We start from the raw sequence: 25,170 nt of genomic DNA, 5'->3' as shown, positions 1-25,170 counted from the left end.
GGTTTTGCATATGGTAGTATTTACTATAGTTTTCTCGTTTGGGAGGAGGTAGGCAATGAGCAAAGTGTTCCGTAATACCTTAATGGTTATAATTATATTTGTAGTCATTATCGGTGTGATCAACTTATTCAAGAATCAGACGAACGAAATCGAACAGTACGACATTAACAAGTTTAGAACCACGCTTGAGAGTGGTGATATACAAAGCATGACCGTCCAGCCTACTAATAATATCATTACAGTACGAGGCGAGACGGAGAATAATACGCAGTTCCAGGCTGAGGTACCTCAGAATGAACAGCTGATGAATGATATTCTCGCTGCTGCAGATGATCAAGGTGTCGAAGTGAATACGGAAGAAGAGCCGCAGCCAAGCTTCTGGCAGACTCTTTTGACAACCCTTCTCCCTATCTTGCTGCTTGTGCTAATCTTCTTGTTCTTCATGAGTCAGTCACAAGGTGGAGGAAGCCGAGTGATGAACTTCGGTAAGAGCAAGGCGAAGATGTACAACGAAGAGAAGAAGAAAGTGAAGTTCCGTGATGTAGCCGGAGCTGATGAAGAGAAGCAGGAGCTTGTCGAAGTTGTTGACTTCCTGAAAGACCCGCGCAAATTCTCCGCTGTAGGAGCACGAATCCCGAAAGGTGTCCTTCTTGTGGGACCTCCGGGTACAGGTAAAACATTGCTTGCTCGTGCGGTAGCAGGAGAAGCTGGCGTGCCGTTCTTCTCTATAAGTGGTTCGGACTTTGTAGAGATGTTTGTAGGGGTCGGTGCATCCCGTGTACGTGATTTGTTTGAAAACGCGAAGAAAAATGCACCATGTATCATCTTTATTGATGAGATTGATGCAGTTGGACGTCAGCGTGGAGCCGGTTTAGGCGGCGGACACGATGAGCGTGAGCAGACATTGAACCAATTGCTTGTTGAAATGGATGGTTTCGGTGCTAATGAAGGTATCATCATCATCGCTGCAACAAACCGTGCAGACATTCTTGACCCAGCCCTTCTTCGTCCAGGCCGTTTTGACCGTCAGATTACAGTTGACCGTCCTGACCTAGGCGGACGTGAAGCAGTCTTGAAGGTACATGCCCGCAATAAACCACTTGATGAGTCGGTTAATCTGCGTACAATCGCGATGCGTACTCCAGGATTCTCCGGTGCAGATTTGGAGAACCTATTGAACGAAGCTGCACTCGTAGCAGCTCGAAGTGATCGTAAGCAAATCATCATGGACGACGTTGATGAAGCGATCGACCGTGTTATTGCAGGTCCAGCGAAGAAAAGCCGAGTTATATCTAAGAAAGAACGTAATATCGTTGCTTATCATGAGAGCGGACATACCGTTATCGGTATGGTGCTTGATGATGCAGATATGGTGCATAAAGTTACTATCGTTCCTCGAGGCCAAGCCGGCGGTTATGCTGTCATGCTTCCAAGAGAAGACCGCTATTTCATGACCAAGCCAGAATTGCTTGATAAGATTACCGGTTTACTCGGCGGACGTGTAGCAGAAGAGGTCATCTTCGGTGAAGTAAGTACCGGAGCTCATAATGACTTCCAACGCGCAACAGGTATTGCTCGTAAAATGGTTACCGAATATGGTATGAGTGATAAGATCGGACCGTTGCAGTTCACTAGCAGTGGCGGTAATGTATTCCTCGGCCGTGATATTCAAAATGAACAAACATATAGTGATGCAATCGCCTATGAAATCGATCAAGAAGTACAGAACTTCATCAATCAGTGTTATGCACGTGCGAAGCAGATTCTTACTGAAAACAAAGAGAAGCTTGAGCTTATTGCTCAAACACTCCTTGAGATCGAAACATTGGATGCTTTCCAAATTCAAACATTGTTTGATAAAGGACGCCTTCCTACAGAGGATGAGATTGTCGCTGAACGCAGCAAATCTGAAAAGAAAACTAGCCTGTTGAAAGAGAGTGACGACGATGTAACTGTCACAATCCAGCCGCAGGAAGAAAAGGAAGCAACTCCATCCGATGACACAGCCATCGATGAAGATGTTTCCAAATCGCCGGATCAGTCAAGTATACCTGAAGATAACCCGCGAACAAATGATGATTCAGATGATCGTCCAAAAGCATAAAAGAAAAGGTCTCCTTCCAGGAGGCCTTTTTCTCTGTTTGGGTATAGTAAACATATAAAAGGATTTACCAGAAGGATTATGATAAGATAAACAATACCTTGTGGAAAAAAATAGGCCGATAACGGTTGATATATATAGAAGGAGTGACATTGCTCTCATGGGTGATTATTTAATTAAAGCAACAGGATTCAACGGAAATATCCGTGCTTATGCGATACAATCAACAGAATTAGTGGAGGAAGCACGTCGCCGTCACGATACATGGGCAACGGCATCGGCAGCGCTTGGACGTACGCTGACAATAAGCACGATGATGGGCGTTATGCTTAAAGGAGAAGACAAGCTGACGGTAAAGGTTGAAGGCGACGGACCAGTCGGACCGATTATTGTAGACAGCAATGCAAAAGGTGAAGTGAGAGGGTACATCACAAATCCGCATGTTGACTTTGAACTAAACTCCATCGGAAAACTGGATGTTTCGCGTGCTGTAGGTACTGTCGGAACGTTGAGTGTAGCGAAGGATCTTGGTCTGAAAGAAATGTTTACCGGTCAAGTGCCGATCGTTTCTGGAGAAATTGGGGAGGACTTCACATATTATTTCGCTAACTCCGAACAGGTACCTTCTGCAGTAGGTGCGGGTGTATTGGTTAATCCGGATCATACTATCCTTGCTGCTGGCGGATTTATTTTGCAAGTACTGCCGGGAGCAGACGATGCAATCATTACACAATTGGAAGAGCGGATCAGCTCCATTGCCCCGATTTCCACATTGATCAGAGAAGGAAATACACCGGAACAGATCCTCGAGATGCTGATAGGAGAAGAGAATATCAAATTCCTCGATACTATGCCGGTTAGCTTTACTTGCCAATGCTCTAAGGATCGTATTCAGAATGCAATTAAGAGTCTAGGGAACGAAGAGATCCAAGCGATGATTGATGAAGATCACGGAGCAGAGGCAAACTGCCACTTCTGTAATGAAACGTATACGTTTACGGAAGACGAATTAAAAGAATTGCTTCGATGAAGCCCTCCCATTTGGATTGACTTTTAGCACTATTTTGCTTACAGTTAAATAAATCCAATTAAATTAGTGGGAATTAGGGGGAATAATCATGGCAATTGCATCATCCATTTCTGAATTGATCGGAAACACACCAATCGTTAAGCTTAATCGTACAGCGGACAGTGATAGTGCTGAGATTTATGTAAAACTGGAATTCCAGAATCCAGGCGGATCTGTTAAGGATCGGATTGCACTTGCAATGATTGAAGATGCAGAAGAAAACGGCAGATTGAAGCTAGGTGACACAATCATCGAACCGACAAGCGGGAATACAGGTATCGGCCTTGCTCTAGTGGCAGCTATTAAAGGCTATAAAGCTATTCTTGTTATGCCGGATACAATGAGTACGGAAAGACGTAACCTGCTTCGTGCCTATGGAGCTCAATTGGTATTAACTCCAGGGGCAGAAGGAATGAAAGGTGCCATTCAGAAGGCGGAAGAATTGCAAAAAGAACATGGCTATTTCATGCCGCAGCAGTTCAAGAACGAAGCTAATCCTGCCATTCATGCACGCACGACAGGTAAGGAGATTGCGGCCGAATTTGGTGGCGACCTTGATGCGTTTGTTGCAGGAATCGGGACAGGTGGTACAATTACAGGGGTAGGTCAAGTTCTGAAAGAATTGAATAAGGATATCCGCATCATCGCGGTTGAACCGGCCAGCTCTCCTGTTCTATCAGGCGGAAAGCCGGGACCGCATAAAATTCAAGGTATTGGTGCAGGTTTTGTTCCAACTATCCTGGATACGGATATTTACTCTGAAATCATTCAAGTAGAGAATGATGAAGCGTATGCTACTGCCAGAGAAACAGCTGCCAAGGAAGGCTTGCTGGGCGGGGTTTCTACTGGAGCTGCCATCTTTGCTGCCAAGAAGGTCGCAAAAGAGCTTGGAGCAGGCAAGAAAGTATTAGCTGTCGTTCCGAGTAACGGTGAGCGCTACCTCTCTACTCCACTATACCAATTTGAAGACTAATTGAACGGAAAGCCCCTGCCTATCATAGCGGGGGTGTTTTTTTATGCACGGATTCGTGTACACTAGAAAGATAGATTGAACGAGAGGTTGACGTTATATGAAGCGCATAATCGGCAATAAAGAATATGATCTTTCTAAGCAAACGCTTGTAATGGGGATTATTAACGTGACGCCTGATTCCTTCTCAGACGGAGGCAGTTATACAAATGTAGAAGCTGCTGTTAAACAAGCTCAAAAGCTTGCGGCTGAGGGAGCGGATATATTGGATATTGGCGGGGAGTCAACCCGGCCGGGGTATGAACCTGTATCAGCAGATGAAGAGATCGCGCGCGTTGTGCCAGCAATACAGGCCATTAAAGAAGTAGTTGATTTACCGATTTCTATTGATACGTACAAAGCAAAGACGGCAGAAGCAGCTATCAAAGCTGGTGCATCGATTATTAATGATATATGGGGAGCGAAGTATGACCCTGATATGGCGCATGTAGCAGCGCGTCTGGGCGTTCCGATCATTTTGATGCATAACCGTGAGAAGGCGCATTATAACGATTTAATTCCGGATATGATTACAGATTTGAAGGAAAGTATCGAGATCGCTCATAATGCAGGCGTTAAAAGTCAGGATATTTGGCTCGATCCAGGTGTAGGATTTGCTAAGTCTTTTGATGAAAATATGACAGCTATACGTGAGTTAGATAAGATCTCGGCATTGGGCTATCCTATCCTTCTAGGTACATCGCGAAAAAGATTTATTGGCACGGTACTTGATCTGCCTGCAGACCAACGAGATGAAGGTACAGCAGCTACGACAGCGTTTGGTATTACAAAGGGCATACATATGGTTCGGGTGCATGAAGTGAAACAAACAGCCCGAATCGTGAAAATGATGGATGCGTTAGTAGGGAAGGAGTAAATGATGGATAAGATATATATGAATCAATTACAATTCTACGGTTATCATGGTTTATTTCCGGAAGAGAATAAGTTAGGGCAGCGTTTTATCGTAGATGCTGTACTGGAACTTGACCTCCGCAAAGCTGGTGAAACGGATGATATGACGCAGTCGATTCATTATGGACAAGCGTTTGAGGTCATTAAAGGTGTTGTGGAAGGGCGAGCGAAGAATTTAGTAGAAGCAGTGGCAGAAGAGATCGCCAAGCAATTGTTTGCAGCATTCTCTCTGTTGGAGGCGTGCACGGTGAAGGTTATCAAACCGAATCCTCCAATCGCAGGGCATTATGAATCGGTAGCGGTGGAAATACGGCGGGAGCGTCTATGAAACAGGCGTGGATTGCACTGGGATCAAATATAGCCCCAAGGGAGACGTATTTACAGCAGGCTATTCAGATGCTGAGTGAGCACGAGGAGATAAAGTTGAATCAGGTATCGACTGTATATGAAACCGAACCAGTAGGCTATGAGAACCAAGATCAGTTCCTGAACTTGGTTGCAGAGGTGGAAACAAGCTTGGATCCAATAGAACTGCTGCGTATCTGTCAAAAAATCGAACAGGATTTAGGGCGTAAGCGGATCATCCGTTGGGGACCGAGGACAGTGGACCTTGACATTTTGTTGTATAGTACAGAAAATATGAATGTTGAGGAACTTATCCTTCCCCATCCGCGCATGCATGAACGAGCGTTTGTATTAGTGCCTTTAGCTGAAATAGCTCCTGAGTTGCTCCTTAAAGACAAAAGAGTACAGGAATGGCTGGATACATTACCAGCTCAGGATGTGCAAGGTGTTAGAAGCTGGGGTTCATTAAATATATAATGAAAGACAAAATGGGAGGTAAAGACGTTGTTCAAAATCGGTGATATCACCATAAAGAACCAAGTGGTCTTGGCGCCGATGGCTGGTATCAGTAATTCAGCTTTCCGATTGACTGTAAAGGAATTCGGGGCTGGTATCGTATGTGCAGAAATGATTAGTGATAACGGCATCGTAACTAGGAACGCCAAAACGATGAACATGCTTTATATAGATGAACAGGAAAAGCCAATGAGCTTACAAATCTTTGGATCTAATCCCGAAACACTGGTGGAAGCTGCTAAATTCGTCGATCAGAATACAACAGCTGACATCATTGACATTAATATGGGTTGTCCAGCACCGAAGATCACCAAGAACATGGCAGGTTCCCGCTGGCTGCTTCAGCCGGAGAAAATCTTTGAAATGGTATCTGCGGTTGTAAAAGAAGTCAAAAAGCCGGTAACTGTTAAAATGCGTACAGGCTGGGACGACAGTACGATTTATGCTGTGGAGAATGCACAAGCGCTGCAAGAAGCAGGAGCGGCAGCAGTTGCATTGCATGGCCGTACACGTGAGCAGCATTATGAAGGACTTGCTAACTGGGATATCATCCGCCAAGTGAAGGAATCCGTTTCGATTCCTGTCATTGGGAATGGCGATATTACAACGCCGCAAATCGCCAAACAGCGATTGGAAGAGACGGGTGTTGATGCAGTTATGATCGGACGAGCTGCTCTTGGAGATCCGTGGATGATATATAGAACTGTTCATTACTTGGAAACAGGCGAGATGTTGGACGAACCAAAACCGCGTGAGAAGATCGACGTTTGTGTGCTGCACATGGAACGCTTAGTTCGTCTGAAAGGCGAAAGAGTAGCGATCATGGAAATGCGCAAGCATGCTGCCTGGTATTTGAAAGGGTTAGATGGTACTGGGAAAGTTCGCAAGTTGATTAATGAAACTACTACAAAAGAAGACATGGCGAATCTACTTTACGATTTTGCAGACCAAGCGGAAGCTTCTATGGCAATGTTTTAATCAGCGTGCTTTATTGACACAGCATGGCTGCTTTTCTATACTAATACGAGGTAGCAATGCGGAAAACCTTGCATTATACGAGGACGAACGATACTGCCAGTCATGCTGGCAGTTTTTTTTAGCATTATAGAGAATGAATATAGAAGAAATGGGAGTGAACAGGATGAGTGAAGAATTAAACGATCAGATGCAGGTGCGTCGCGATAAGATGGAACAGCTTATGAACCAAGGCTATAATCCGTTCGGTGCCAGATTCGAGCGCACACACCAAACAGAAGAGCTAGTAGCAGCTTTTGATTCTTTCAGTAAGGAAGAATTGGAAGAGAAGAAAGCGGAAGTAACTATCGCTGGCCGTCTAATGACTAAACGCGGAAAAGGTAAAGCGGGTTTTGCTCACTTGCAGGACTTGAGCGGTCAGATCCAACTTTATGTTCGTAAAGACCAGGTTGGTGATGAAGCGTATGAGCTATTCAGCAGTGCGGATCTAGGTGACATCGTGGGTATTACGGGTGTTATGTTCAAAACGAATGTAGGAGAGCTTTCTGTTAAGGCGACTTCCTTTGATATCCTTTCCAAGGCGCTTCGTCCGCTTCCTGATAAATTCCATGGTTTGACTGACATCGAGCAGCGCTATCGTCAACGCTACCTTGATTTGATCGTAAACCCGGAATCGAAGCAGACATTCATCACTCGTAGTAAGATCATCCAAAGTATCCGCCGTTACTTAGATGATATTGGATACTTAGAAGTAGAAACGCCACTAATGCACAGCATTCCGGGTGGAGCTGCAGCTCGTCCATTCATTACTCATCATAATGCATTGGATATACCTCTTTATATGCGTATAGCAATTGAACTGCACCTGAAACGCCTTATTGTTGGCGGTTTGGAGAAGGTTTACGAAATTGGACGCGTATTCCGTAATGAAGGTGTATCCACACGCCATAACCCTGAGTTCACAATGCTTGAACTGTACGAAGCGTATGGTGATATGGATACAATCATGGAATTAACAGAAAACCTAATTGCACATGTTGCAAAAGATGTACTTGGTAAGACTGTCATTCCTTATGGTGAGTATGAAATCAATCTTGAACCGAAGTGGAAACGTCTGCACATGGTAGATGCAGTAAAAGAATATACAGGTGTCGACTTCTGGAAGCATATGAGTGACGAAGAGGCGAAAGCTCTAGCGAAGGAAAACGGTATTGATATTAAAGATACAATGACGTTTGGTCATATAGTAAATGAATTCTTTGAACAGCGTGTAGAGGACAAGCTTATTCAGCCAACCTTTATTTTTGGTCATCCTGTTGAGATTTCTCCGCTTGCAAAGAAGAATCCAGAAGATGAGCGCTTCACGGATCGCTTTGAAGTATTCATTGTAGGAAGAGAGCATGGAAATGCATTCTCTGAGCTGAACGATCCGATCGATCAGCGTGAGCGTTTCGAGGCACAAATGAAAGAAAAAGAACAAGGTAACGATGAAGCACACGAAATGGATGAGGACTTCTTAGAGTCCCTTGAGTACGGTATGCCGCCAACAGGAGGATTAGGTATTGGTATTGACCGCCTGATCATGCTGTTAACAAATGCTCCGTCCATCCGGGACGTATTGCTGTTCCCGCAGATGCGTAATCGCTCTTAATAGAAAGGAGAAGGGCTATTCTTCCCTTCTCCTTTTCACATTTATATAGGCATTTGCATAGAATGCAAACGAATGAGAGATAATGCTATGTAACAGTTTGTAAGAAGGTTTAACATTTCTTAAAAAAACTATTGCAATGCCATTACATTCATGGTAAATTATTAAAGTTGCTTCAAACGAAGCGGCAAACACGAGAAACAAAAACAAAAAACATGTTGACAACGAAAGTTAAAACATGATATGATGTTCTAGTCGCCAAATGAGCGGCAGAACGAAATTGATCTTTGAAAACTGAACAAAACAACCAATTACGAATTAAACGACAAGATCGTAAGATCAACGTCAGCTCTAACGAGCAAAAGCATCAAAACTTTCATGGAGAGTTTGATCTTGGCTCAGGACGAACGCTGGCGGCGTGCCTAATACATGCAAGTCGAGCGCAGGAAACCAGATGACCCCTTCGGGGTGATTCTGGCGGAATGAGCGGCGGACGGGTGAGTAACACGTGGGCAACCTGCCTGTAAGACTGGGATAACTTCGGGAAACCGGAGCTAATACCGGATAGTATTTCCTTTCTCCTGATTGGAAATGGAAAGACGGTTTCGGCTGTCACTTACAGATGGGCCCGCGGTGCATTAGCTAGTTGGTGGGATAATGGCCCACCAAGGCGACGATGCATAGCCGACCTGAGAGGGTGATCGGCCACACTGGGACTGAGACACGGCCCAGACTCCTACGGGAGGCAGCAGTAGGGAATCTTCCGCAATGGACGAAAGTCTGACGGAGCAACGCCGCGTGAGCGATGAAGGCCTTCGGGTCGTAAAGCTCTGTTGTTAGGGAAGAACAAGTACGAGAGTAACTGCTCGTACCTTGACGGTACCTAACCAGAAAGCCCCGGCTAACTACGTGCCAGCAGCCGCGGTAATACGTAGGGGGCAAGCGTTGTCCGGAATTATTGGGCGTAAAGGGCTCGTAGGCGGTTTCTTAAGTCTGATGTGAAAGCCCACAGCTCAACTGTGGAGGGTCATTGGAAACTGGGGAACTTGAGTGCAGAAGAGGAGAGTGGAATTCCACGTGTAGCGGTGAAATGCGTAGATATGTGGAGGAACACCAGTGGCGAAGGCGACTCTCTGGTCTGTAACTGACGCTGAGGAGCGAAAGCGTGGGGAGCAAACAGGATTAGATACCCTGGTAGTCCACGCCGTAAACGATGAGTGCTAGGTGTTAGGGGGTTTCCGCCCCTTAGTGCTGAAGTTAACGCATTAAGCACTCCGCCTGGGGAGTACGGCCGCAAGGCTGAAACTCAAAAGAATTGACGGGGGCCCGCACAAGCGGTGGAGCATGTGGTTTAATTCGAAGCAACGCGAAGAACCTTACCAGGTCTTGACATCCGCTGACAATCTTGGAGACAAGACGTTCCCTTCGGGGACAGCGTGACAGGTGGTGCATGGTTGTCGTCAGCTCGTGTCGTGAGATGTTGGGTTAAGTCCCGCAACGAGCGCAACCCTTGATTCTAGTTGCCAGCATTAAGTTGGGCACTCTAGAGTGACTGCCGGTGACAAACCGGAGGAAGGTGGGGATGACGTCAAATCATCATGCCCCTTATGACCTGGGCTACACACGTGCTACAATGGATGGTACAAAGGGCAGCAAAGTCGCGAGGCTAAGCAAATCCCATAAAACCATTCTCAGTTCGGATTGCAGGCTGCAACTCGCCTGCATGAAGCCGGAATCGCTAGTAATCGCGGATCAGCATGCCGCGGTGAATACGTTCCCGGGCCTTGTACACACCGCCCGTCACACCACGAGAGTTGGTAACACCCGAAGTCGGTGAGGTAACCTTTTAGGAGCCAGCCGCCGAAGGTGGGATCAATGATTGGGGTGAAGTCGTAACAAGGTAGCCGTATCGGAAGGTGCGGCTGGATCACCTCCTTTCTAAGGATAATTGGAACTACTACTTCGTAGTAGACATCGTGATTGGTTGTTTGTTCAGTTTTGAGAGATCAATCTCTCTTGTGAACCTTGAAAACTAGATAAGAAACAACAATGCCAAAACATCAAACTTTAAAGCCGACAATTATTGTCGCGATTTATAGATTTATCATGCGTTATTAGTTAAGTGAAGAAGGGCGCACGGTGGATGCCTTGGCACTAGGAGCCGATGAAGGACGGGACTAACACCGATATGCTTCGGGGAGCTGTAAGTAAGCTTTGATCCGAAGATTTCCGAATGGGGGAACCCGCTATCCGTTATTGGATAGTACGTATTACTGAATACATAGGTAATACGAGGCAGACCCGGGGAACTGAAACATCTCATTACCCGGAGGAAGAGAAAGCAAATGCGATTTCCTGAGTAGCGGCGAGCGAAACGGAATTAGCCCAAACCAGAAGGCTTGCCTTCTGGGGTTGTAGGACACTCCTTTGGAGTTACAAAGAAACCATATAGACGAAGCGGCTTGGAATGGCCCGCCATAGAAGGTAAGAGCCCTGTACTTGAAATGTGGTTTCCTCCGGAGTGTATCCTGAGTACGGCGGAACACGTGAAATTCCGTCGGAATCCGGGAGGACCATCTCCCAAGGCTAAATACTCCCTAGTGACCGATAGTGAACCAGTACCGTGAGGGAAAGGTGAAAAGCACCCCGGAAGGGGAGTGAAATAGATCCTGAAACCGTGTGCCTACAAGTAGTCGAAGCCCGTTAATGGGTGACGGCGTACCTTTTGTAGAATGGACCGGCGAGTTACGATCCCCTGCAAGGTTAAGTTGTATAGACGGAGCCGCAGCGAAAGCGAGTCTGAATAGGGCGATATAGTAGGTGGTCGTAGACCCGAAACCGTGTGATCTACCCATGTCCAGGGTGAAGGTCAGGTAACACTGACTGGAGGCCCGAACCCACGCACGTTGAAAAGTGCGGGGATGAGGTGTGGGTAGGGGTGAAATGCCAATCGAACACGGAGATAGCTGGTTCTCTCCGAAATAGCTTTAGGGCTAGCCTCAAAGGATGATGGTTGGAGGTAGAGCACTGATTGGACTAGGGGCCCTCATCGGGTTACCGAATTCAGTCAAACTCCGAATGCCAATCAATCTACTTTGGGAGTCAGACCATGGGTGATAAGGTTCATGGTCGAAAGGGAAACAGCCCAGACCGCCAGCTAAGGTCCCAAAGTGTGTGTTAAGTGGAAAAGGATGTGGCGTTGCTTAGACAACCAGGATGTTGGCTTAGAAGCAGCCATCATTGAAAGAGTGCGTAATAGCTCACTGGTCGAGTGACGCTGCGCCGAAAATATACCGGGGCTAAACACACCACCGAAGCTGCGGATTGACATCTACGATGTCAGTGGTAGGAGAGCGTTCTAAGGGCAGTGAAGGTCGATCGTGAGGACGGCTGGAGCGCTTAGAAGTGAGAATGCCGGTATGAGTAGCGAAAAAAGAGTGAGAATCTCTTTCATCGAAAGCCCAAGGTTTCCTGAGGAAGGCTCGTCCGCTCAGGGTTAGTCGGGGCCTAAGCCGAGGCCGAAAGGCGTAGGCGATGGACAACAGGTTGATATTCCTGTACCACCTAAATCCGCTTGAACGATGGGGGGACGCAGGAGGATAAGGAAAGCGCGCTGCTGGTTATGCGCGTCCAAGCCGTGAGGAAGTTGAGCAGGCAAATCCACTCAACACTAATTCCAGGCGGTTATGGGGAGGGAAATTTAGTACCGAAGTTCCTGATTTCACACTGCCAAGAAAAGCCTCTAGTGAGGAAATAGGTGCCCGTACCGCAAACCGACACAGGTAGGCACGGTGAGTAACCGAAGATGATCGGGAGAACTCTCGTTAAGGAACTCGGCAAAATGACCCCGTAACTTCGGGAGAAGGGGTGCTTCTTTTAAGGAGAAGCCGCAGTGAAAAGGCCCAAGCGACTGTTTAGCAAAAACACAGGTCTCTGCAAAGCCGTAAGGCGAAGTATAGGGGCTGACACCTGCCCGGTGCTGGAAGGTTAAGGGGAATGGTTAGGGACTTCGTCCCGAAGCTGTGAACCGAAGCCCCAGTAAACGGCGGCCGTAACTATAACGGTCCTAAGGTAGCGAAATTCCTTGTCGGGTAAGTTCCGACCCGCACGAAAGGTGCAACGACTTGGGCACTGTCTCAACGAGAGACCCGGTGAAATTATACTATGCGTGAAGATGCGCATTACCCGCGACAGGACGGAAAGACCCCGTGGAGCTTTACTGTAGCCTGATATGGAATGTTGGTACAGCTTGTACAGGATAGGTGGGAGCCTTAGAAGCCGGAGCGCTAGCTTCGGTGGAGGCATCCGTGGGATACCACCCTGGCTGTATTGACATTCTAACCCAGAACCGTTATCCGGTTCGGAGACAGTGTCAGGTGGGCAGTTTGACTGGGGCGGTCGCCTCCCAAAGAGTAACGGAGGCGCCCAAAGGTTCCCTCAGAATGGTTGGAAATCATTCGTAGCGTGCAAAGGCAGAAGGGAGCTTGACTGCGAGACCTACAAGTCGAGCAGGGACGAAAGTCGGGCTTAGTGATCCGGCGGTGCCGTATGGAAGGGCCGTCGCTCAACGGATAAAAGCTACCCCGGGGATAACAGGCTTATCTCCCCCAAGAGTCCACATCGACGGGGAGGTTTGGCACCTCGATGTCGGCTCATCGCATCCTGGGGCTGTAGTCGGTCCCAAGGGTTGGGCTGTTCGCCCATTAAAGCGGTACGCGAGCTGGGTTCAGAACGTCGTGAGACAGTTCGGTCCCTATCCGTCGTGGGCGTTAGAAGTTTGAGAGGAGCTGTCCTTAGTACGAGAGGACCGGGATGGACGCACCGCTGGTGCACCAGTTGTTCCGCCAGGAGCATAGCTGGGTAGCTACGTGCGGAAGGGATAAGTGCTGAAAGCATCTAAGCATGAAGCCCCCCTCAAGATGAGACTTCTCATCATTTTAAATGAGTAAGATCCCTCAGAGACGATGAGGTAGATAGGTTCGAGGTGGAAGCGTGGTGACACGTGCAGCTGACGAATACTAATCGATCGAGGACTTAACTAAAAACGAAAAGCGCAAAAGGCCGTTTAGAAACGAAAGGATAAGTAAGAGGCCGTAAAGGGGTAATTTCCCTTGAAGGGCTATTGCTTATACTGCAGTTTCTGGCCTTTGGAGCTGGATCTGACTAGTAAGTCAACGCCAAAGTCCAAGCACTTCGGTGCTTGGCCGCATGAGATGTCTGGCAAGACATGTTTCTTATCTAGTTTTGAGGGTTCATTCAATTGAATTCTTGAATTGTCTGGTGGTAATAGCGAAGAGGTCACACCTGTTCCCATGCCGAACACAGTAGTTAAGCTCTTCAGCGCCGATGGTAGTTGGGTTCGCCCTGCGAGAGTAGGACGTTGCCAGGCAAAATGAAATCCCTGATTCTTAAAGATCAGGGATTTTTTGTTGTAGAAAAGGGGATGTTGAGATGGAAAATAGTAATCAAAGAAAACTTATCATCCGAGAAGCAGAATTAAGAGATGCAGAAGCTTTAGCACGGTTGAGAGTGAAAACTGATGGAGAAACAGAATATATGGATAGAGAAGAAGGAGAAGGATATCTATCTCCGAAAGATTTTGAAGAATTAATAATGACGGATCGAAAGGAAAGCAATAACCTGTGTCTTGTCGCTTGTGACAAACAAGAAGTAGTTGGTTATTGCAGGTGTGAAGGAAATAAATTAAAACGGCTATCGCATCAAGTAACATTTGGGATTGCCATAATGAAGGATTATTGGGGATATGGTCTAGGCAGACAAATGCTTAAAATGGTTATTGCGTGGTCCAAAGAACAAAAAATACATAAAATAAATTTATCTGTTTCTGGATCAAATAAACGAGCTATTCATCTGTACGAAACATATGGTTTTCAAATCGAAGGCTGCTTGAAAGATGATAAAAGATTAAGTGACGGCGAATACCATGATACCTTACTTATGGCCAGGTTCTCAAACGAGTAAATAATATATCATAAAAACCCCTCCATCGGAAAAGATGGAGGGTAATTTTTAATTCGTAACAGAAGCTACTTCCCAGGCTGCATGCATACCAGCTACTCTCCCTGTCACTAAGGCAGAGGTGATATTATAGCCTCCTGTATATCCATGAATATCCAGTATTTCTCCGCAGAAGTATAATCCATGCATAAACTTAGACTGCATTGTTGTAGGAACAACTTCCTTAACGGAAACTCCACCACCTGTAACGAACGCTTTTTCAATCGGCTGTGACCCATTTACAGTGAAAGTGAAGCCTTTGATTAAGCTGACAAACTGTTGAACATTTTCCCGGGAAATATTTGCTGCTTTTGTATCAGGAAGTATAGAAGCCTTTTCTAACAGAAAATCCAAATACCGTTCTGGTACAATCCCTTTCACTAAGTTGCGGAAAGCTTTTTTAGGCTGTTCCTCCATTACCTTAGTAATTTCTTCAGTTAACGTATGAGCTTTCTTATTCGGGATTGCATCAATATGAATACTGACTTCATTCCTTCCTTTCATCAACTCTTTAACAACATACTGTGAGCAGCGCAATACAGCTGGACCGGAAATGCCGAAATGGGTAAATAACATATCCATTTGATGCGTGATAATTGCTTTTCCCTTCTCGTTCAATACACTTACAGCTACGTCCCGTAGCGCAAGCCCTTGAAGTTGCTTTTGCTTAATGAAACCTGCAGAAGATAGCAGAGGCACTTCAGTTGGGTAAAGTGTTGTTATAGTATGTCCTGCTTTCTTCGCCCATGCATAACCGTCTCCCGTACTTCCTGTATGCGGTACTGCTTTTCCGCCGACAGCGACAATGACAGCACCAGTGGTGATTTTTTCGCCATCTTTTAAGATTATCTCATGCCTTTGTTCACCATAATGGATCGCTTTTACAGGTGCTTCTGTACGGATACGGACATGAAGTGTATCTAAGCGATTGAGCAATGCTTGTACAACAGATTTTGCTGAGTTACTAACCGGGAACATGCGTCCATGGTCTTCTTCTTTCAGCTTCACGCCAAGATTCTCAAAGAAATCGATGATATCGTAATTATCAAAGATAGAAAATGCACTATACAAAAATTTTCCGTTTCCGGGAATATGCTTGATTACTTCATCTTGAGGCAGACGGTTCGTGACATTGCATCTTCCGCCTCCAGATATCGCTAACTTGTTGCCAAGTTTCTTCCCTTTATCAATCAAAAGTGTGGAAGCTCCATGCTCAGCTGCCGATATGGCTGCCATAAGTCCGGATGGACCGCCGCCGATCACTACTACATCGTAATTCATACTTGTTCTTCCTTTCTGCTGATGGTATCCAAAGGAATTCTTCCATCAGGTCTACTTTATGATAAAATAGATTCATTGGATTTTAAAGAGGAGTTAGGTGAAATAATGGCTTTGTCGACAATGATTCGCGGGACACTGCTGCTGACAGCAGCTACTTTCCTGTCGAAGTTACTCGGGATCATCTATGTTATCCCGTTCAATGCACTGGTAGGTGCCTCTGGGGGAGCTTTATTTAATTTTGCATATACCCCTTATAATATATTGATTAGTATCTCAACAATAGGTATTCCTTTAGGTGTTTCGAAATTCGTTTCAAAATACAATGGACTGGGGGACTATAGGACAAGCCAGCGTGTATTCAAAACTGGTTTCACCATTATGGGTGTAACTGGTGTTGTAGCGTTTCTCATCATGTATTTCGGGGCAGACTTGATTGCACAATGGAGTGTAGGAGATGGAAAGTCTGGTTTTACAACAGACACAGTTGCTTATGTCATTAAGCTAGTCAGCTTCGCTAACCTCATTATACCTGCAATGAGTATTGTCAGAGGATTTTTCCAAGGTAACCAGTCTATGGGACCGTCGGCTATTTCCACAGTCGTAGAGCAAATTGCACGGATTGTATTCTTATTGCTTAGTGTCTATCTTGCCCTGCACGTTTTCAACCAAAACATTGCAGTAGCAGTTGGATATGCGACATTCGCGGCATTTGTTGGAGCACTTGCTTCCTGCGCAGTGCTTTATGTCTATTGGCGTGCCCGTAAACCGCATCTGGAACTGAGAATGATGCAGCAAACCGTCCGTCCAGCAACTATGTCAGATAAGACGATTATTAAAGAATTGCTAAGCTATGCAGGTCCATTCGTTGTAACGGGGATTGCAACATCGCTTTATCAGTTCATCGATCAGTTTACGATGCCGCGTGCAATGGAAGCTATAGGACTAGAAGAAGTGGCTGTTGATGTTTTAGGAGTAATAAACTTTTATGGCCAAAAAATTATCACGATTCCTATGACATTGTCAATCGGGTTATCACTGGCAGCAGTGCCGGCCATTACCCGTGCATTTTTCTCTGATGATCGTAAGTTATATTTACAGCAAATCAATCAGTCATTACAAATAGTGCTATTCTTAATTTTACCCGCCAGTATTGGAATTGCATTACTGGGAAGTGAAGCTTATACAGCATTTTACGGTACAGAAGCTGTCCTTAATCCAGATATAGATGCAGGAACGCTTATGGTCTGGTACGCACCAGTAGCACTGCTGTTTGCTTTATTCACGACAACGTCATCTATTTTGCAAGGTATTAATGAACAGCGTTTCTCTGTCATTAGTTTAACAGCAGGATTATTAGTGAAGATATTCTTTAATATTCCGCTCATTCATGTGTTCGGAGCAAAAGGAGCTATCTTTGGGACGGCATTGGCAGTCGGTATTGCGACAGTACTGAATTTCCTTAAAATGAAGCATGTACTAAAGTTCCCAGTGCGTCAGCTTGCAAAGCGGACAATCCTTATTTTGATTTTCACAGCAATTATGTCGGTTGTTGTACTGCTTACTAAGTATCTGCTTGGATTTGCGATTACGTTCAGAGATGGACAAATGGCATCAGCAGCGATCATTCTCGTTTGTGCAGTGGTTGGTGGAGCGGTTTATATGATTCTGTCGTATAAATCTACTTTGCTCGAGCGTGTACTCGGAAATCGGATTGGGTTCTTGGATCGTCTATTGAAAAGAAAGAAGGGTTAAATGATGAGAATGGATAAACTGCTTGCCAATATGGGATACGGCAGCAGAAAAGAAGTGAAGTCGCTTCTCAAACAAGGAGCAATCACGGTGAATGGCTCTCAAGTCAAATCACCGTCCATCCATGTGGATGAAAAGAAAGATATTGTACAAGTGAATGGTGAAACCGTCGAGTATAGAGAATTTATTTATTTGATGATGCACAAGCCTCCTGGTTTAGTCTCGGCGACAGAAGATAAAAGGGATGAAACAGTTGTTGATATCCTACAGACAGAGGATCGTATATTCGAACCGTTTCCTGTCGGCCGATTGGATAAAGATACAGAAGGTCTTTTGCTGTTGACGAATGACGGGACGCTTGCCCATCAGCTGTTATCACCAAAAAAACATGTGCCGAAGCTTTACTATGCCCGGATCGAAGGTGAAGTCACCGAAGAAACGATAGAGCAATTCCATCAAGGCGTCACGCTTGATGATGGTTACGAGACTAAACCGGCTATTTTGAATATCTTAGAAGCAGGTTCAGTTTCAGAGATTGAGGTTACGATAACAGAAGGAAAGTTTCATCAGGTCAAGCGCATGTTCGAGGCTGTAGGGATGGAGGTTGTCTATCTGAAGCGTCTGCGTATGGGCAGCCTTGAGTTGGATGAAGATCTTGAGCTTGGAGAATATCGGGAGCTTTCTGATGATGAGCTTAGCAAGCTAATCCAGGATACAAAAAAAAGCTGATCTGCTCGCAGATCAGCTTGCCTTAAAATAGGTAATTATTACATAGGTTGTACGTTTTGAATCAAGAGATTTTGACTTTTTTTGAGGTTGTTGACCAAACCCCCCGATGAGGACTTTGTACTAAACCGTTATACTCCAGCACGTTTAAATCGCGCTGTACTGTACGGTCCGTTATACCAAATTCTTCAGCCAATTCTGTAGTAGAAACTGTGTCCCTTTCCTTAATGTAAAGATAGACAGCTTTTACACGGTTTAGCATTCGGGATGTTGATTGATTCAAAAAACCACTCCTTAGTCTACATAAGAATCGGTGGTGCTCTAAATCTCTTTCTACCCGTATTTTACAATAATTAAGCCAAGAAGGCTAGAAGATAGGTTTAATTTTCTGTTAATTCTATTCTTTATACGTAAACAAAATTATTGATAAGAAAACAGGAGGCGAAGGAAATGGAAAAAATCAATTGGTATGAAAAGGCATCGGCTTATAAGGATGCTTATGTAAAAGTGCTGAAAGGACTCGTATCCATTCCTAGTGTGTATGATGAATCGACAAAAACGGACAAGCAGCCGTTTGGCGAAAAGATTGATGAAGCACTCACATATATACTGCAAGTAGGGAAGAACGATGGATTTGTAACCAAATATATCGATGGCTATGCTGGTCATATTGAGTATGGACAAGGTGAAGGCTTAGTCGGCGTACTTGGTCATTTGGATGTCGTACCTGCGGATGGTGAGTGGACGTATGGTGCATTTAACCCTACCTTGGCAGATGATCATTTTTTCGGAAGAGGGACATTGGATGATAAAGGGCCGGTGGTAGCTGCTTATTTTGCAATGAAACTACTTAAGGATCTTGGTTACACACCGAAAAAACGTGTCCGTCTGATTATGGGGACTGATGAAGAGCGTGATTGGCAATGCATGACATATTACTTCGAGCATGAAGAAATGCCGGATACTGGATTCACACCGGATGCAGACTTCCCGCTTATCTACGCAGAAAAAGGAATCATCGATGGATATATCTCGCTTCCTCCTGCGGCAGCACAAAGTGACATGCTTCGACTTGATCATTTCAAAGGTGGAAAAGCCTTGAATATGGTTCCAGGGCTTGCAGAGGCGGTTCTTACAGGGGAAAGCTTGGCAAAGGTAGAAGAAGCATTTACAGCCTTCCTGGCAGCTGAAGGGTACAGCGGTAAGGCTGAAGCTAAAGAAAATGCTATCCAGCTAAGCTTGTCTGGTAAAGCAGCTCATGGCTCGACACCAGAAAAAGGTATCAATGCAGTAGTGGCTTTGGCTAAATTCTTAGTAAACTTACCATTACACGGTAATGTGACAGACAAGCTAAGCTGGCTTATCGAAAAGTTCGAAGATTACAATGGCAATGGTATTGATTTGGGTCTGACTGATGATGTATCAGGTCCTTTGACACTCAATCTTGGTGAATTCAGCATGAAAGATTCTGAAGCTTGGAAAATTGGCGTTAATATTCGTTATCCAGTTACAACTGAATACAATGCGGTTACTTCTAGATTGTTTGCGCAGCTTGCAGAAGCTGGTGCAGGATTCCATGAAACTTCTCATTTGGCATCTTTATATGTAGAAAAGGATGACCCACTAGTTGAGACATTACTCGATGTGTACCGTCGTCAAACAGGTGATCAAACCGATATTTTGGCAATCGGAGGAGGCACATATGCACGAGCAATGAAAAAAGGCGTTGCATTCGGACCGCTATTCCCTGGTGGATCAGATAGTGCACATCAGCAAGATGAGCACATCTTGGTTGACGATATGCTTCGTTCCATTGCCATTTATGCAGAAGCACTTTATCTGCTGACAAAGGATGAGCGCGGGTAATGCAAGCAACGACTAAACAGACTTACAGATCTTTTCAATACTTTTATCTAGCAGCTTTTCTTTCCAACGGATCCTTGTTTCCGCTCCTTGCCGTTTTTCTCCAGGAAGAAAAACAGTTGGATCCTGTACTTGTTGGCCTGATTGTAGCGGCAATTCCACTAGTTAATACAGTAATGGAGCCTGTGTGGGGGCTGCTTAGCGATTATACTCAAAAACCACTGCGTCTTTTGGCAGCAGCATTAGCTGCTGCTGCGGCGCTTGCATTCATTTATCTATTTTATGATCATTATGCAATGCTGCTGATCGGAATGCTGGCTATCGCCGTTTTCCAGGCAGCCGTCATTCCTTTGTCAGACAGTATGGCGTTAAGCTTTGTCGAGCAGCACAAGCTTGTCTACGGTAACATTCGTTTATGGGGAGCAATAGGATTTGCGGTTGCTTCATTCCTGTTAGGATACATCACAGATTTTGTAGGTACAGTGGATGTCATTTTCATAGCTTACGGTTTGTTTTTGCTGCTTGCACTGCCAGCATTGCGTAAGTTTCCTCGGCAAGGTTATGACATAGCCAGAGTATCGATGAAGGAAGGATTGCACACTTTACGGAAAAACAAGCCGTTTATGTTGTTCCTTGTATCTAATTTTCTTATCTTTGGCCCAATACTTGCAAATAATTTCTATTTCGGGACATTCATTTTAGCAGCAGGAGGCACACTAAGCGCTGTCGGCATCGCATTCTTCCTAGGAGCAGGCAGTGAAGCACCGTTCATGAAACTGGCTCATCAGATCATTGGGAAGATGAGTATTCTGCATGTTGTCATATTAAGTGCGGCTGTATCCGGTGCAAGATGGGTCTTGTATATGTTCGATCCATCACTTACTGTCATCTTCATTACAACTATTATCCAAGGATTGTCGATCGGACTCTATGTACCTGCTGCTTTGTTATATATCAGAAGTGCTGCGCCGTCATCTGTACAAGCTACTGCCATTGCACTTTATTCAGCAGTAGGTACAGGACTTGGCAATGCACTATTCAACCTGATGGGCGGGATGGTTCTAGAATTTGCAACTGTTTATCACATGTATGCGTTGTTTGCCGCAACGACTTTCATTGGTGTTGGTATATTGTTTATCGTGAAGAGAATGATGGGTACAGCTAAAGGGAAAAGAGGAGTAGCATGAGTACACATTATTTCATTGGTATAGGTACTAATGAACTTATTCAAGCAGCACTTGCTGAGTGGCAGGACGAGTTGAAAGCATACGTTCCGATGAAATTATGGCCAAGACCGGAGGAATTCCATATTACACTGCAATTCCTAGGTGCTACACCAGACGAACAGCTGGATAAGATAAAGGTGGCTTGGCAAGAGCAGGATTTCGGAAAAGCATTTTCCTTGGATGTAGCAGGAGTGGATACTTTCGGAAGTCCAAAGCAGCCTCGTGTCGTATGGGCTGGTGTAAAACCGCTTGATAAACTTCAAGCATTGCATCAAAAAGTAACTGCGAGTACAAAGACAGCTGGATTCCAGCTTGAGGACCGGCCGTATCGGCCTCATATCACACTCGGGAAGAAATGGGGATCAGGTAAAGTGGAGGGACAGCTTCCGCTTCTGGATAAACATTTATCCGCACCTATCTTGGTGGAAAAAGTGACGCTTTATCGTATCGAACCTGGAAAACGGCCGAAATACGTTCCAGTCATGGTTAAAGATTTGGAGAAGGAGTGAACTTATGTGGCGCAATTGATCAAGCTGCATGAATATATATCCCGGTATGAACAGCATCCTTACAGATATCCTGGTCAATTTATCAAATTGAAAAAAGAAAATTGGGAGAAAATGCACAGAGAATGGGAGCAGCAGCAAGCTGCTCCTGCCTCTTTTGATATTGACGAAGTAAAAGAAGAGGAACAAAAGAAATCATGGTATGATGTATTTCGTAAAAAAGAGGTAGAAGTGGAACAGCCAGAGCCCACTCCTGTATATGTTGCTCCTACAGAAAAGATTCTGAAGCAGGATTTCTTGGAAGAGCTTTTTGACTTCCAGCTAAAATGGGCTACAAGTACTCTTGGGGAATTTTCTTTCTTCGATAACAAATACAAAAAAGATCCGGTGCTCCGGTACTTTCTAAAACGATTTCCTGATACTTTCTTTGTAATGTATAAACCTGTTTTTGAAGTAAAGCAAACTACAATGGAAGCAGAAACGATTCTAATTCATCCACTTGGAATAGAAATCGTTTCGGTTCTGGAAGACAAGCCGGATGTATTGTTCTGGGCAACAGACGAGAGAACGTGGAAGCGGGAATCAAAGGGCCAATTTTCTACCTTCCTCAATCCGATGCTTTCTTTAAACAGAACCGAAAAGCTGATACAAGGTATCCTCAGAAAATATGATGTGGATCTGCCAGTACACAAGGTAGTCTTAAGCAGAGAAAACCAAATCCGGTTTGCTAGTGAGCCAAGAAACACACAATTTATTGGCAGTCAAAAGCATACAGCTTGGCTGATGGCCAAACGAGAAGAACAGTTAGCGCTCAAACATGCACAGCTTCGTGCCAGTGAGGTGCTGTTAGAGCATGCGTATACGAAGGCTGTTGCCCGTCCGGAATGGGAAGAGGAAGAAAAGGAAGAATTTTTTAGTTAAATAAACGGTTTTATAGGCCTATCGTATTGATAAAACCATAGCAAATGTTGTAATCTAAAGTATGTCTGTCGAATTTGTTCGGGAATGTACTTGCCTTGTGTCACGCTGGGCTTGTTTACAGCTAGTAATGCAAAGCGATTGCACTAGGAAAGTAGGAATGAACGGTGAATTGGTTAGAACACATACTGGGAAATGAGTGGAAGATTGCTCCTGCTGGCGGTGTAACAGGAGAAGCATATTATGCAAAAAGCGGAGATCGGCAGCTGTTCCTAAAGCGCAATTCTTCTCCTTTTTTGGCAGTTCTTTCAGCAGAAGGGATTGTACCTAAGCTGGTATGGACAAAAAGGATGGAAAACGGGGACGTTATTACTGCCCAGGAATGGCTGATGGGACGCGGTCTGACTTTTTCGGAAATGAGCGATCCTCGAGTAGCTAAGCTGCTAAGCAAAATTCATCATTCCTCCGAGATGCTGAACTTACTGATGCGTATGGGAAAGAAGCCGCTTCAGCCAGAAGCGAAAATGGAAGAGCTGCGGGGAAAAGCAGCTGGCTTCCAAGATCGGCTGCCTGCTTTAAAACAGGTGCTGGCAAGTTTGGAGCAATTCTTACCTGAGATGCCAGATCAGCTATTGGCTGTCTGTCATTTTGATATCGACCATAACAATTGGATGATAAGCCAGCGTGATGAGCTGTACCTTGTGGATTGGGATAGTGCGCTCATTGCGGACCCGGCAGCGGATATCGGAATGCTGCTGAGAAAGTACGTTCCATATACTGACTGGGAAGACTGGATGAAAGCATATGGAAAGCCGCTGAATAATGCACTATTAAGACGTATTTATTGGTATGAAGCTGCCCGTATTATTATGTCATTGCGAGATGACAACATGGAACGCAAAAGTAAAGAATTAGAACAGCTGCTTACGGAAGTACATAAGCTGTCCTGCTAGCCTTGAAAGCTGTTGATGGTCTCTACCCAGTCCTCGAGCTGTTCTCTGTTCGATGTGATGTGCGCATTGATATCTGCAGCTTTTTCACCGGCAGAACTGTACGAATGGATACCGGGAAGCAAAGCAAGAAGCTCTTGCTGATCGGTTGATTTATTAGATAAGATAGAACGAGCCAGGCGGGATATTTGCTCGCATTCGGATTTGCTCCCGCAGCAGGATTCGCAATGCTCGCTAAGTATATCCCGAAGAAGGCTAAGTTGATTTTCAACGGAAAGTGACATCGATTTTCCCCTCCTTCCTGAGCATAGCGTGTGCGTTTTGGCATCAAACTATGCAGGCGGGCAGGGCAGAAATAGGAGTGAGGCATATGCGTGTGCGCCATAAACCTTGGGCAGACGATTATTTAAAAGAAAACGATCATATTGTCGTACAGGAACCAAAAAATTATAAAGGCAAATGGAGAGAGCTATTCGGTAATGACAAACCGCTCCATGTTGAGATTGGATCTGGCAAAGGGCAGTTCATCACTGGTATGGCAGCTCAACATCCGGAATACAATTTCATCGGAATTGAATTAGCGAAAAGTATTATTGTGACAGCAGTGGAGAAAGCAGCTGAAGCAAATCTTCCGAATGTTAGACTATTAAATGAAAATGCAGCTGATTTTCGTGAGTTGTTTGAAGAGAATGAAGTAGATAGCATTTATTTAAATTTCTCTGATCCTTGGCCGAAGAACAAACATGAGAAGCGTCGGTTGACGTATAAAAGCTTCCTTGAACAGTACGAGGCTGTATTAAAAGATGATGGTGAAGTGGTCTTCAAAACGGATAACCAGAAACTATTTGAATATAGTTTGTCCAGCTTCTCCCGATACGGCATGATTTTGCAGGAAGTGAAGCTTGATCTGCATACGGAAAACGACCCATTAAATGTGAAAACGGAATATGAGGAGAAATTCTCTTCCCGCGGCTATCGTATTTACCGGAGTGTGGCTATTTTTAAATAGAAACCCGACTATTAGTAAAATAGTGGGGTTTACCAAAACAAGATAATATTTATTGCCTGTTGGCTGGCATGAGGACGGATAACTACCGAACTCCTGTCAGCCATTTTTTGTACTAATTTGGGAAAGTTTTTTGACCAAGGGCAGAAAAATATATAAACCGTCTCACATGATGCATGGCTCCTCTTCTTATTACAAATTAGACAGTGACCGCATCTGTGGTATTGCAATTGAAACAATGATGATAAATAATTAGATGAAAGCACTTTAAAAGTAAGGGTTATTGCATTATTTAAATAAAGCGGGACTTAACGGACCATTAGAATTATGTGGAGAACCGATCTCCATC

General features: G+C 44.9%; 20 protein-coding genes and 3 rRNA genes. 20 read left to right on the top strand and 3 right to left on the bottom strand.

The annotated features are described in order from the left end of the window. The first annotated feature begins 55 nt into the window (after window positions 1-55). The 12 genes from ftsH (at window position 56) to GZ22_RS10775 (ending at window position 14,560) form a co-directional block, all read left to right on the top strand. A complete protein-coding gene (gene ftsH / locus GZ22_RS10830; protein WP_038562378.1) occupies window positions 56-2,104 on the top strand; it encodes an ATP-dependent zinc metalloprotease FtsH in 2,049 nt (682 codons plus the stop codon). Between the two features lie 157 nt (window positions 2,105-2,261). Then, window positions 2,262-3,131, top strand: a complete 870-nt coding sequence (gene hslO / locus GZ22_RS10825) for an Hsp33 family molecular chaperone HslO (RefSeq protein WP_038562375.1) — start codon at window positions 2,262-2,264, stop codon at window positions 3,129-3,131. 88 nt (window positions 3,132-3,219) lie between these two features. Continuing rightward, window positions 3,220-4,143 carry a cysteine synthase A gene (cysK, locus tag GZ22_RS10820; protein WP_084160719.1) on the top strand — a complete coding sequence of 308 codons (924 nt, stop codon included), beginning with the start codon at window positions 3,220-3,222 and terminating at the stop codon, window positions 4,141-4,143. A gap of 97 nt (window positions 4,144-4,240) precedes the next feature. Further along, window positions 4,241-5,056: a dihydropteroate synthase gene (folP, locus tag GZ22_RS10815; protein WP_038562369.1), complete on the top strand. Its 816-nt coding sequence runs from the start codon at window positions 4,241-4,243 to the stop codon at window positions 5,054-5,056. Between the two features lie 3 nt (window positions 5,057-5,059). Next, window positions 5,060-5,422: a dihydroneopterin aldolase gene (folB, locus tag GZ22_RS10810; protein WP_038562366.1), complete on the top strand. Its 363-nt coding sequence runs from the start codon at window positions 5,060-5,062 to the stop codon at window positions 5,420-5,422. Beyond that, the gene (folK, locus tag GZ22_RS10805; RefSeq protein ID WP_038562363.1) at window positions 5,419-5,916 is read left to right on the top strand and encodes a 2-amino-4-hydroxy-6-hydroxymethyldihydropteridine diphosphokinase; all 498 of its coding nucleotides are present in this window, start codon (window positions 5,419-5,421) and stop codon (window positions 5,914-5,916) included. The genes folB and folK overlap by 4 nt, the downstream gene beginning before the upstream one ends. A 27-nt stretch (window positions 5,917-5,943) precedes the next feature. Continuing rightward, window positions 5,944-6,933 (top strand): tRNA dihydrouridine synthase DusB, encoded by a 990-nt coding sequence (dusB, locus tag GZ22_RS10800; protein WP_038562359.1) that lies wholly within the window; start codon window positions 5,944-5,946, stop codon window positions 6,931-6,933. A 163-nt stretch (window positions 6,934-7,096) separates the two neighbouring features. Beyond that, window positions 7,097-8,581, top strand: a complete 1,485-nt coding sequence (gene lysS / locus GZ22_RS10795; RefSeq protein WP_099046363.1) for a lysine--tRNA ligase — start codon at window positions 7,097-7,099, stop codon at window positions 8,579-8,581. A 372-nt stretch (window positions 8,582-8,953) separates the two neighbouring features. Next, a 16S ribosomal RNA gene (locus GZ22_RS10790) occupies window positions 8,954-10,516 on the top strand. A 178-nt stretch (window positions 10,517-10,694) separates the two neighbouring features. Beyond that, window positions 10,695-13,620, top strand: a 23S ribosomal RNA gene (locus GZ22_RS10785). A gap of 234 nt (window positions 13,621-13,854) precedes the next feature. Further along, a 5S ribosomal RNA gene (gene rrf / locus GZ22_RS10780) occupies window positions 13,855-13,967 on the top strand. Together the 16S, 23S and 5S rRNA genes form the textbook arrangement of a ribosomal RNA operon. Before the next feature lie 62 nt (window positions 13,968-14,029). Continuing rightward, window positions 14,030-14,560, top strand: a complete 531-nt coding sequence (locus GZ22_RS10775; protein ID WP_038562353.1) for a GNAT family N-acetyltransferase — start codon at window positions 14,030-14,032, stop codon at window positions 14,558-14,560. Between the two features lie 48 nt (window positions 14,561-14,608). Here the strand turns inward: GZ22_RS10775 and GZ22_RS10770 are convergent, their stop codons facing one another. Next, entirely contained in the window at window positions 14,609-15,877 is a 1,269-nt protein-coding gene (locus GZ22_RS10770) for a BaiN/RdsA family NAD(P)/FAD-dependent oxidoreductase (protein WP_038562350.1), read from the bottom strand. Window positions 15,878-15,982: 105 nt separating this feature from the next. Between GZ22_RS10770 and GZ22_RS10765 the strand changes: the two genes are divergently transcribed. Together GZ22_RS10765 and GZ22_RS10760 are read left to right on the top strand one after the other, a co-directional pair. Next, window positions 15,983-17,629 carry a putative polysaccharide biosynthesis protein gene (locus GZ22_RS10765; protein ID WP_245609657.1) on the top strand — a complete coding sequence of 549 codons (1,647 nt, stop codon included), beginning with the start codon at window positions 15,983-15,985 and terminating at the stop codon, window positions 17,627-17,629. Between the two features lie 3 nt (window positions 17,630-17,632). Further along, the gene (locus GZ22_RS10760; protein ID WP_038565909.1) at window positions 17,633-18,355 is read left to right on the top strand and encodes a pseudouridine synthase; all 723 of its coding nucleotides are present in this window, start codon (window positions 17,633-17,635) and stop codon (window positions 18,353-18,355) included. A gap of 61 nt (window positions 18,356-18,416) precedes the next feature. Here the strand turns inward: GZ22_RS10760 and GZ22_RS10755 are convergent, their stop codons facing one another. Beyond that, the gene (locus GZ22_RS10755; RefSeq protein WP_093879353.1) at window positions 18,417-18,635 is read right to left on the bottom strand and encodes a DeoR family transcriptional regulator; all 219 of its coding nucleotides are present in this window, start codon (window positions 18,633-18,635) and stop codon (window positions 18,417-18,419) included. A 167-nt stretch (window positions 18,636-18,802) separates the two neighbouring features. Here GZ22_RS10755 and pepV point away from each other — a divergent pair, with 167 nt between their 5' ends. The 5 genes from pepV to GZ22_RS10730 all read left to right on the top strand — a co-directional run bounded on the left by pepV (window position 18,803) and on the right by GZ22_RS10730 (window position 23,818). Next, window positions 18,803-20,218, top strand: coding sequence for a dipeptidase PepV (pepV, locus tag GZ22_RS10750; protein WP_038562347.1), 1,416 nt, complete (start codon window positions 18,803-18,805; stop codon window positions 20,216-20,218). Next, complete coding sequence (locus tag GZ22_RS10745) at window positions 20,218-21,402, top strand: MFS transporter (protein WP_051748204.1); 1,185 nt, start codon at window positions 20,218-20,220, stop codon at window positions 21,400-21,402. The genes pepV and GZ22_RS10745 overlap by 1 nt, the downstream gene beginning before the upstream one ends. Beyond that, a complete protein-coding gene (thpR, locus tag GZ22_RS10740) occupies window positions 21,399-21,950 on the top strand; it encodes an RNA 2',3'-cyclic phosphodiesterase (protein ID WP_051748202.1) in 552 nt (183 codons plus the stop codon). Before GZ22_RS10745 ends, thpR begins: the two co-directional genes overlap by 4 nt. A 6-nt stretch (window positions 21,951-21,956) precedes the next feature. Then, window positions 21,957-22,868, top strand: coding sequence for an NERD domain-containing protein (locus tag GZ22_RS10735; RefSeq protein WP_038562344.1), 912 nt, complete (start codon window positions 21,957-21,959; stop codon window positions 22,866-22,868). Between the two features lie 164 nt (window positions 22,869-23,032). Then, entirely contained in the window at window positions 23,033-23,818 is a 786-nt protein-coding gene (locus GZ22_RS10730; protein WP_038562341.1) for a phosphotransferase family protein, read from the top strand. On the opposite strand, the gene GZ22_RS10725 is transcribed toward GZ22_RS10730, so the two are convergent. Next, entirely contained in the window at window positions 23,815-24,099 is a 285-nt protein-coding gene (locus GZ22_RS10725; protein ID WP_038562339.1) for a YtzH-like family protein, read from the bottom strand. The genes GZ22_RS10730 and GZ22_RS10725 overlap by 4 nt on opposite strands. 86 nt (window positions 24,100-24,185) lie before the next feature. Between GZ22_RS10725 and trmB the strand changes: the two genes are divergently transcribed. Then, window positions 24,186-24,824 carry a tRNA (guanosine(46)-N7)-methyltransferase TrmB gene (trmB, locus tag GZ22_RS10720; RefSeq protein WP_038562336.1) on the top strand — a complete coding sequence of 213 codons (639 nt, stop codon included), beginning with the start codon at window positions 24,186-24,188 and terminating at the stop codon, window positions 24,822-24,824. Window positions 24,825-25,170: the final 346 nt, after the last annotated feature.

It is taken from the genome of Terribacillus saccharophilus (genome assembly GCF_000725365.1).
GTDB lineage: Bacteria > Bacillota > Bacilli > Bacillales > Amphibacillaceae > Terribacillus > Terribacillus saccharophilus.
The sequence above is the reverse complement of the archived record's forward strand: the minus strand, read 5'-3'. Positions and strand labels throughout refer to the sequence as shown.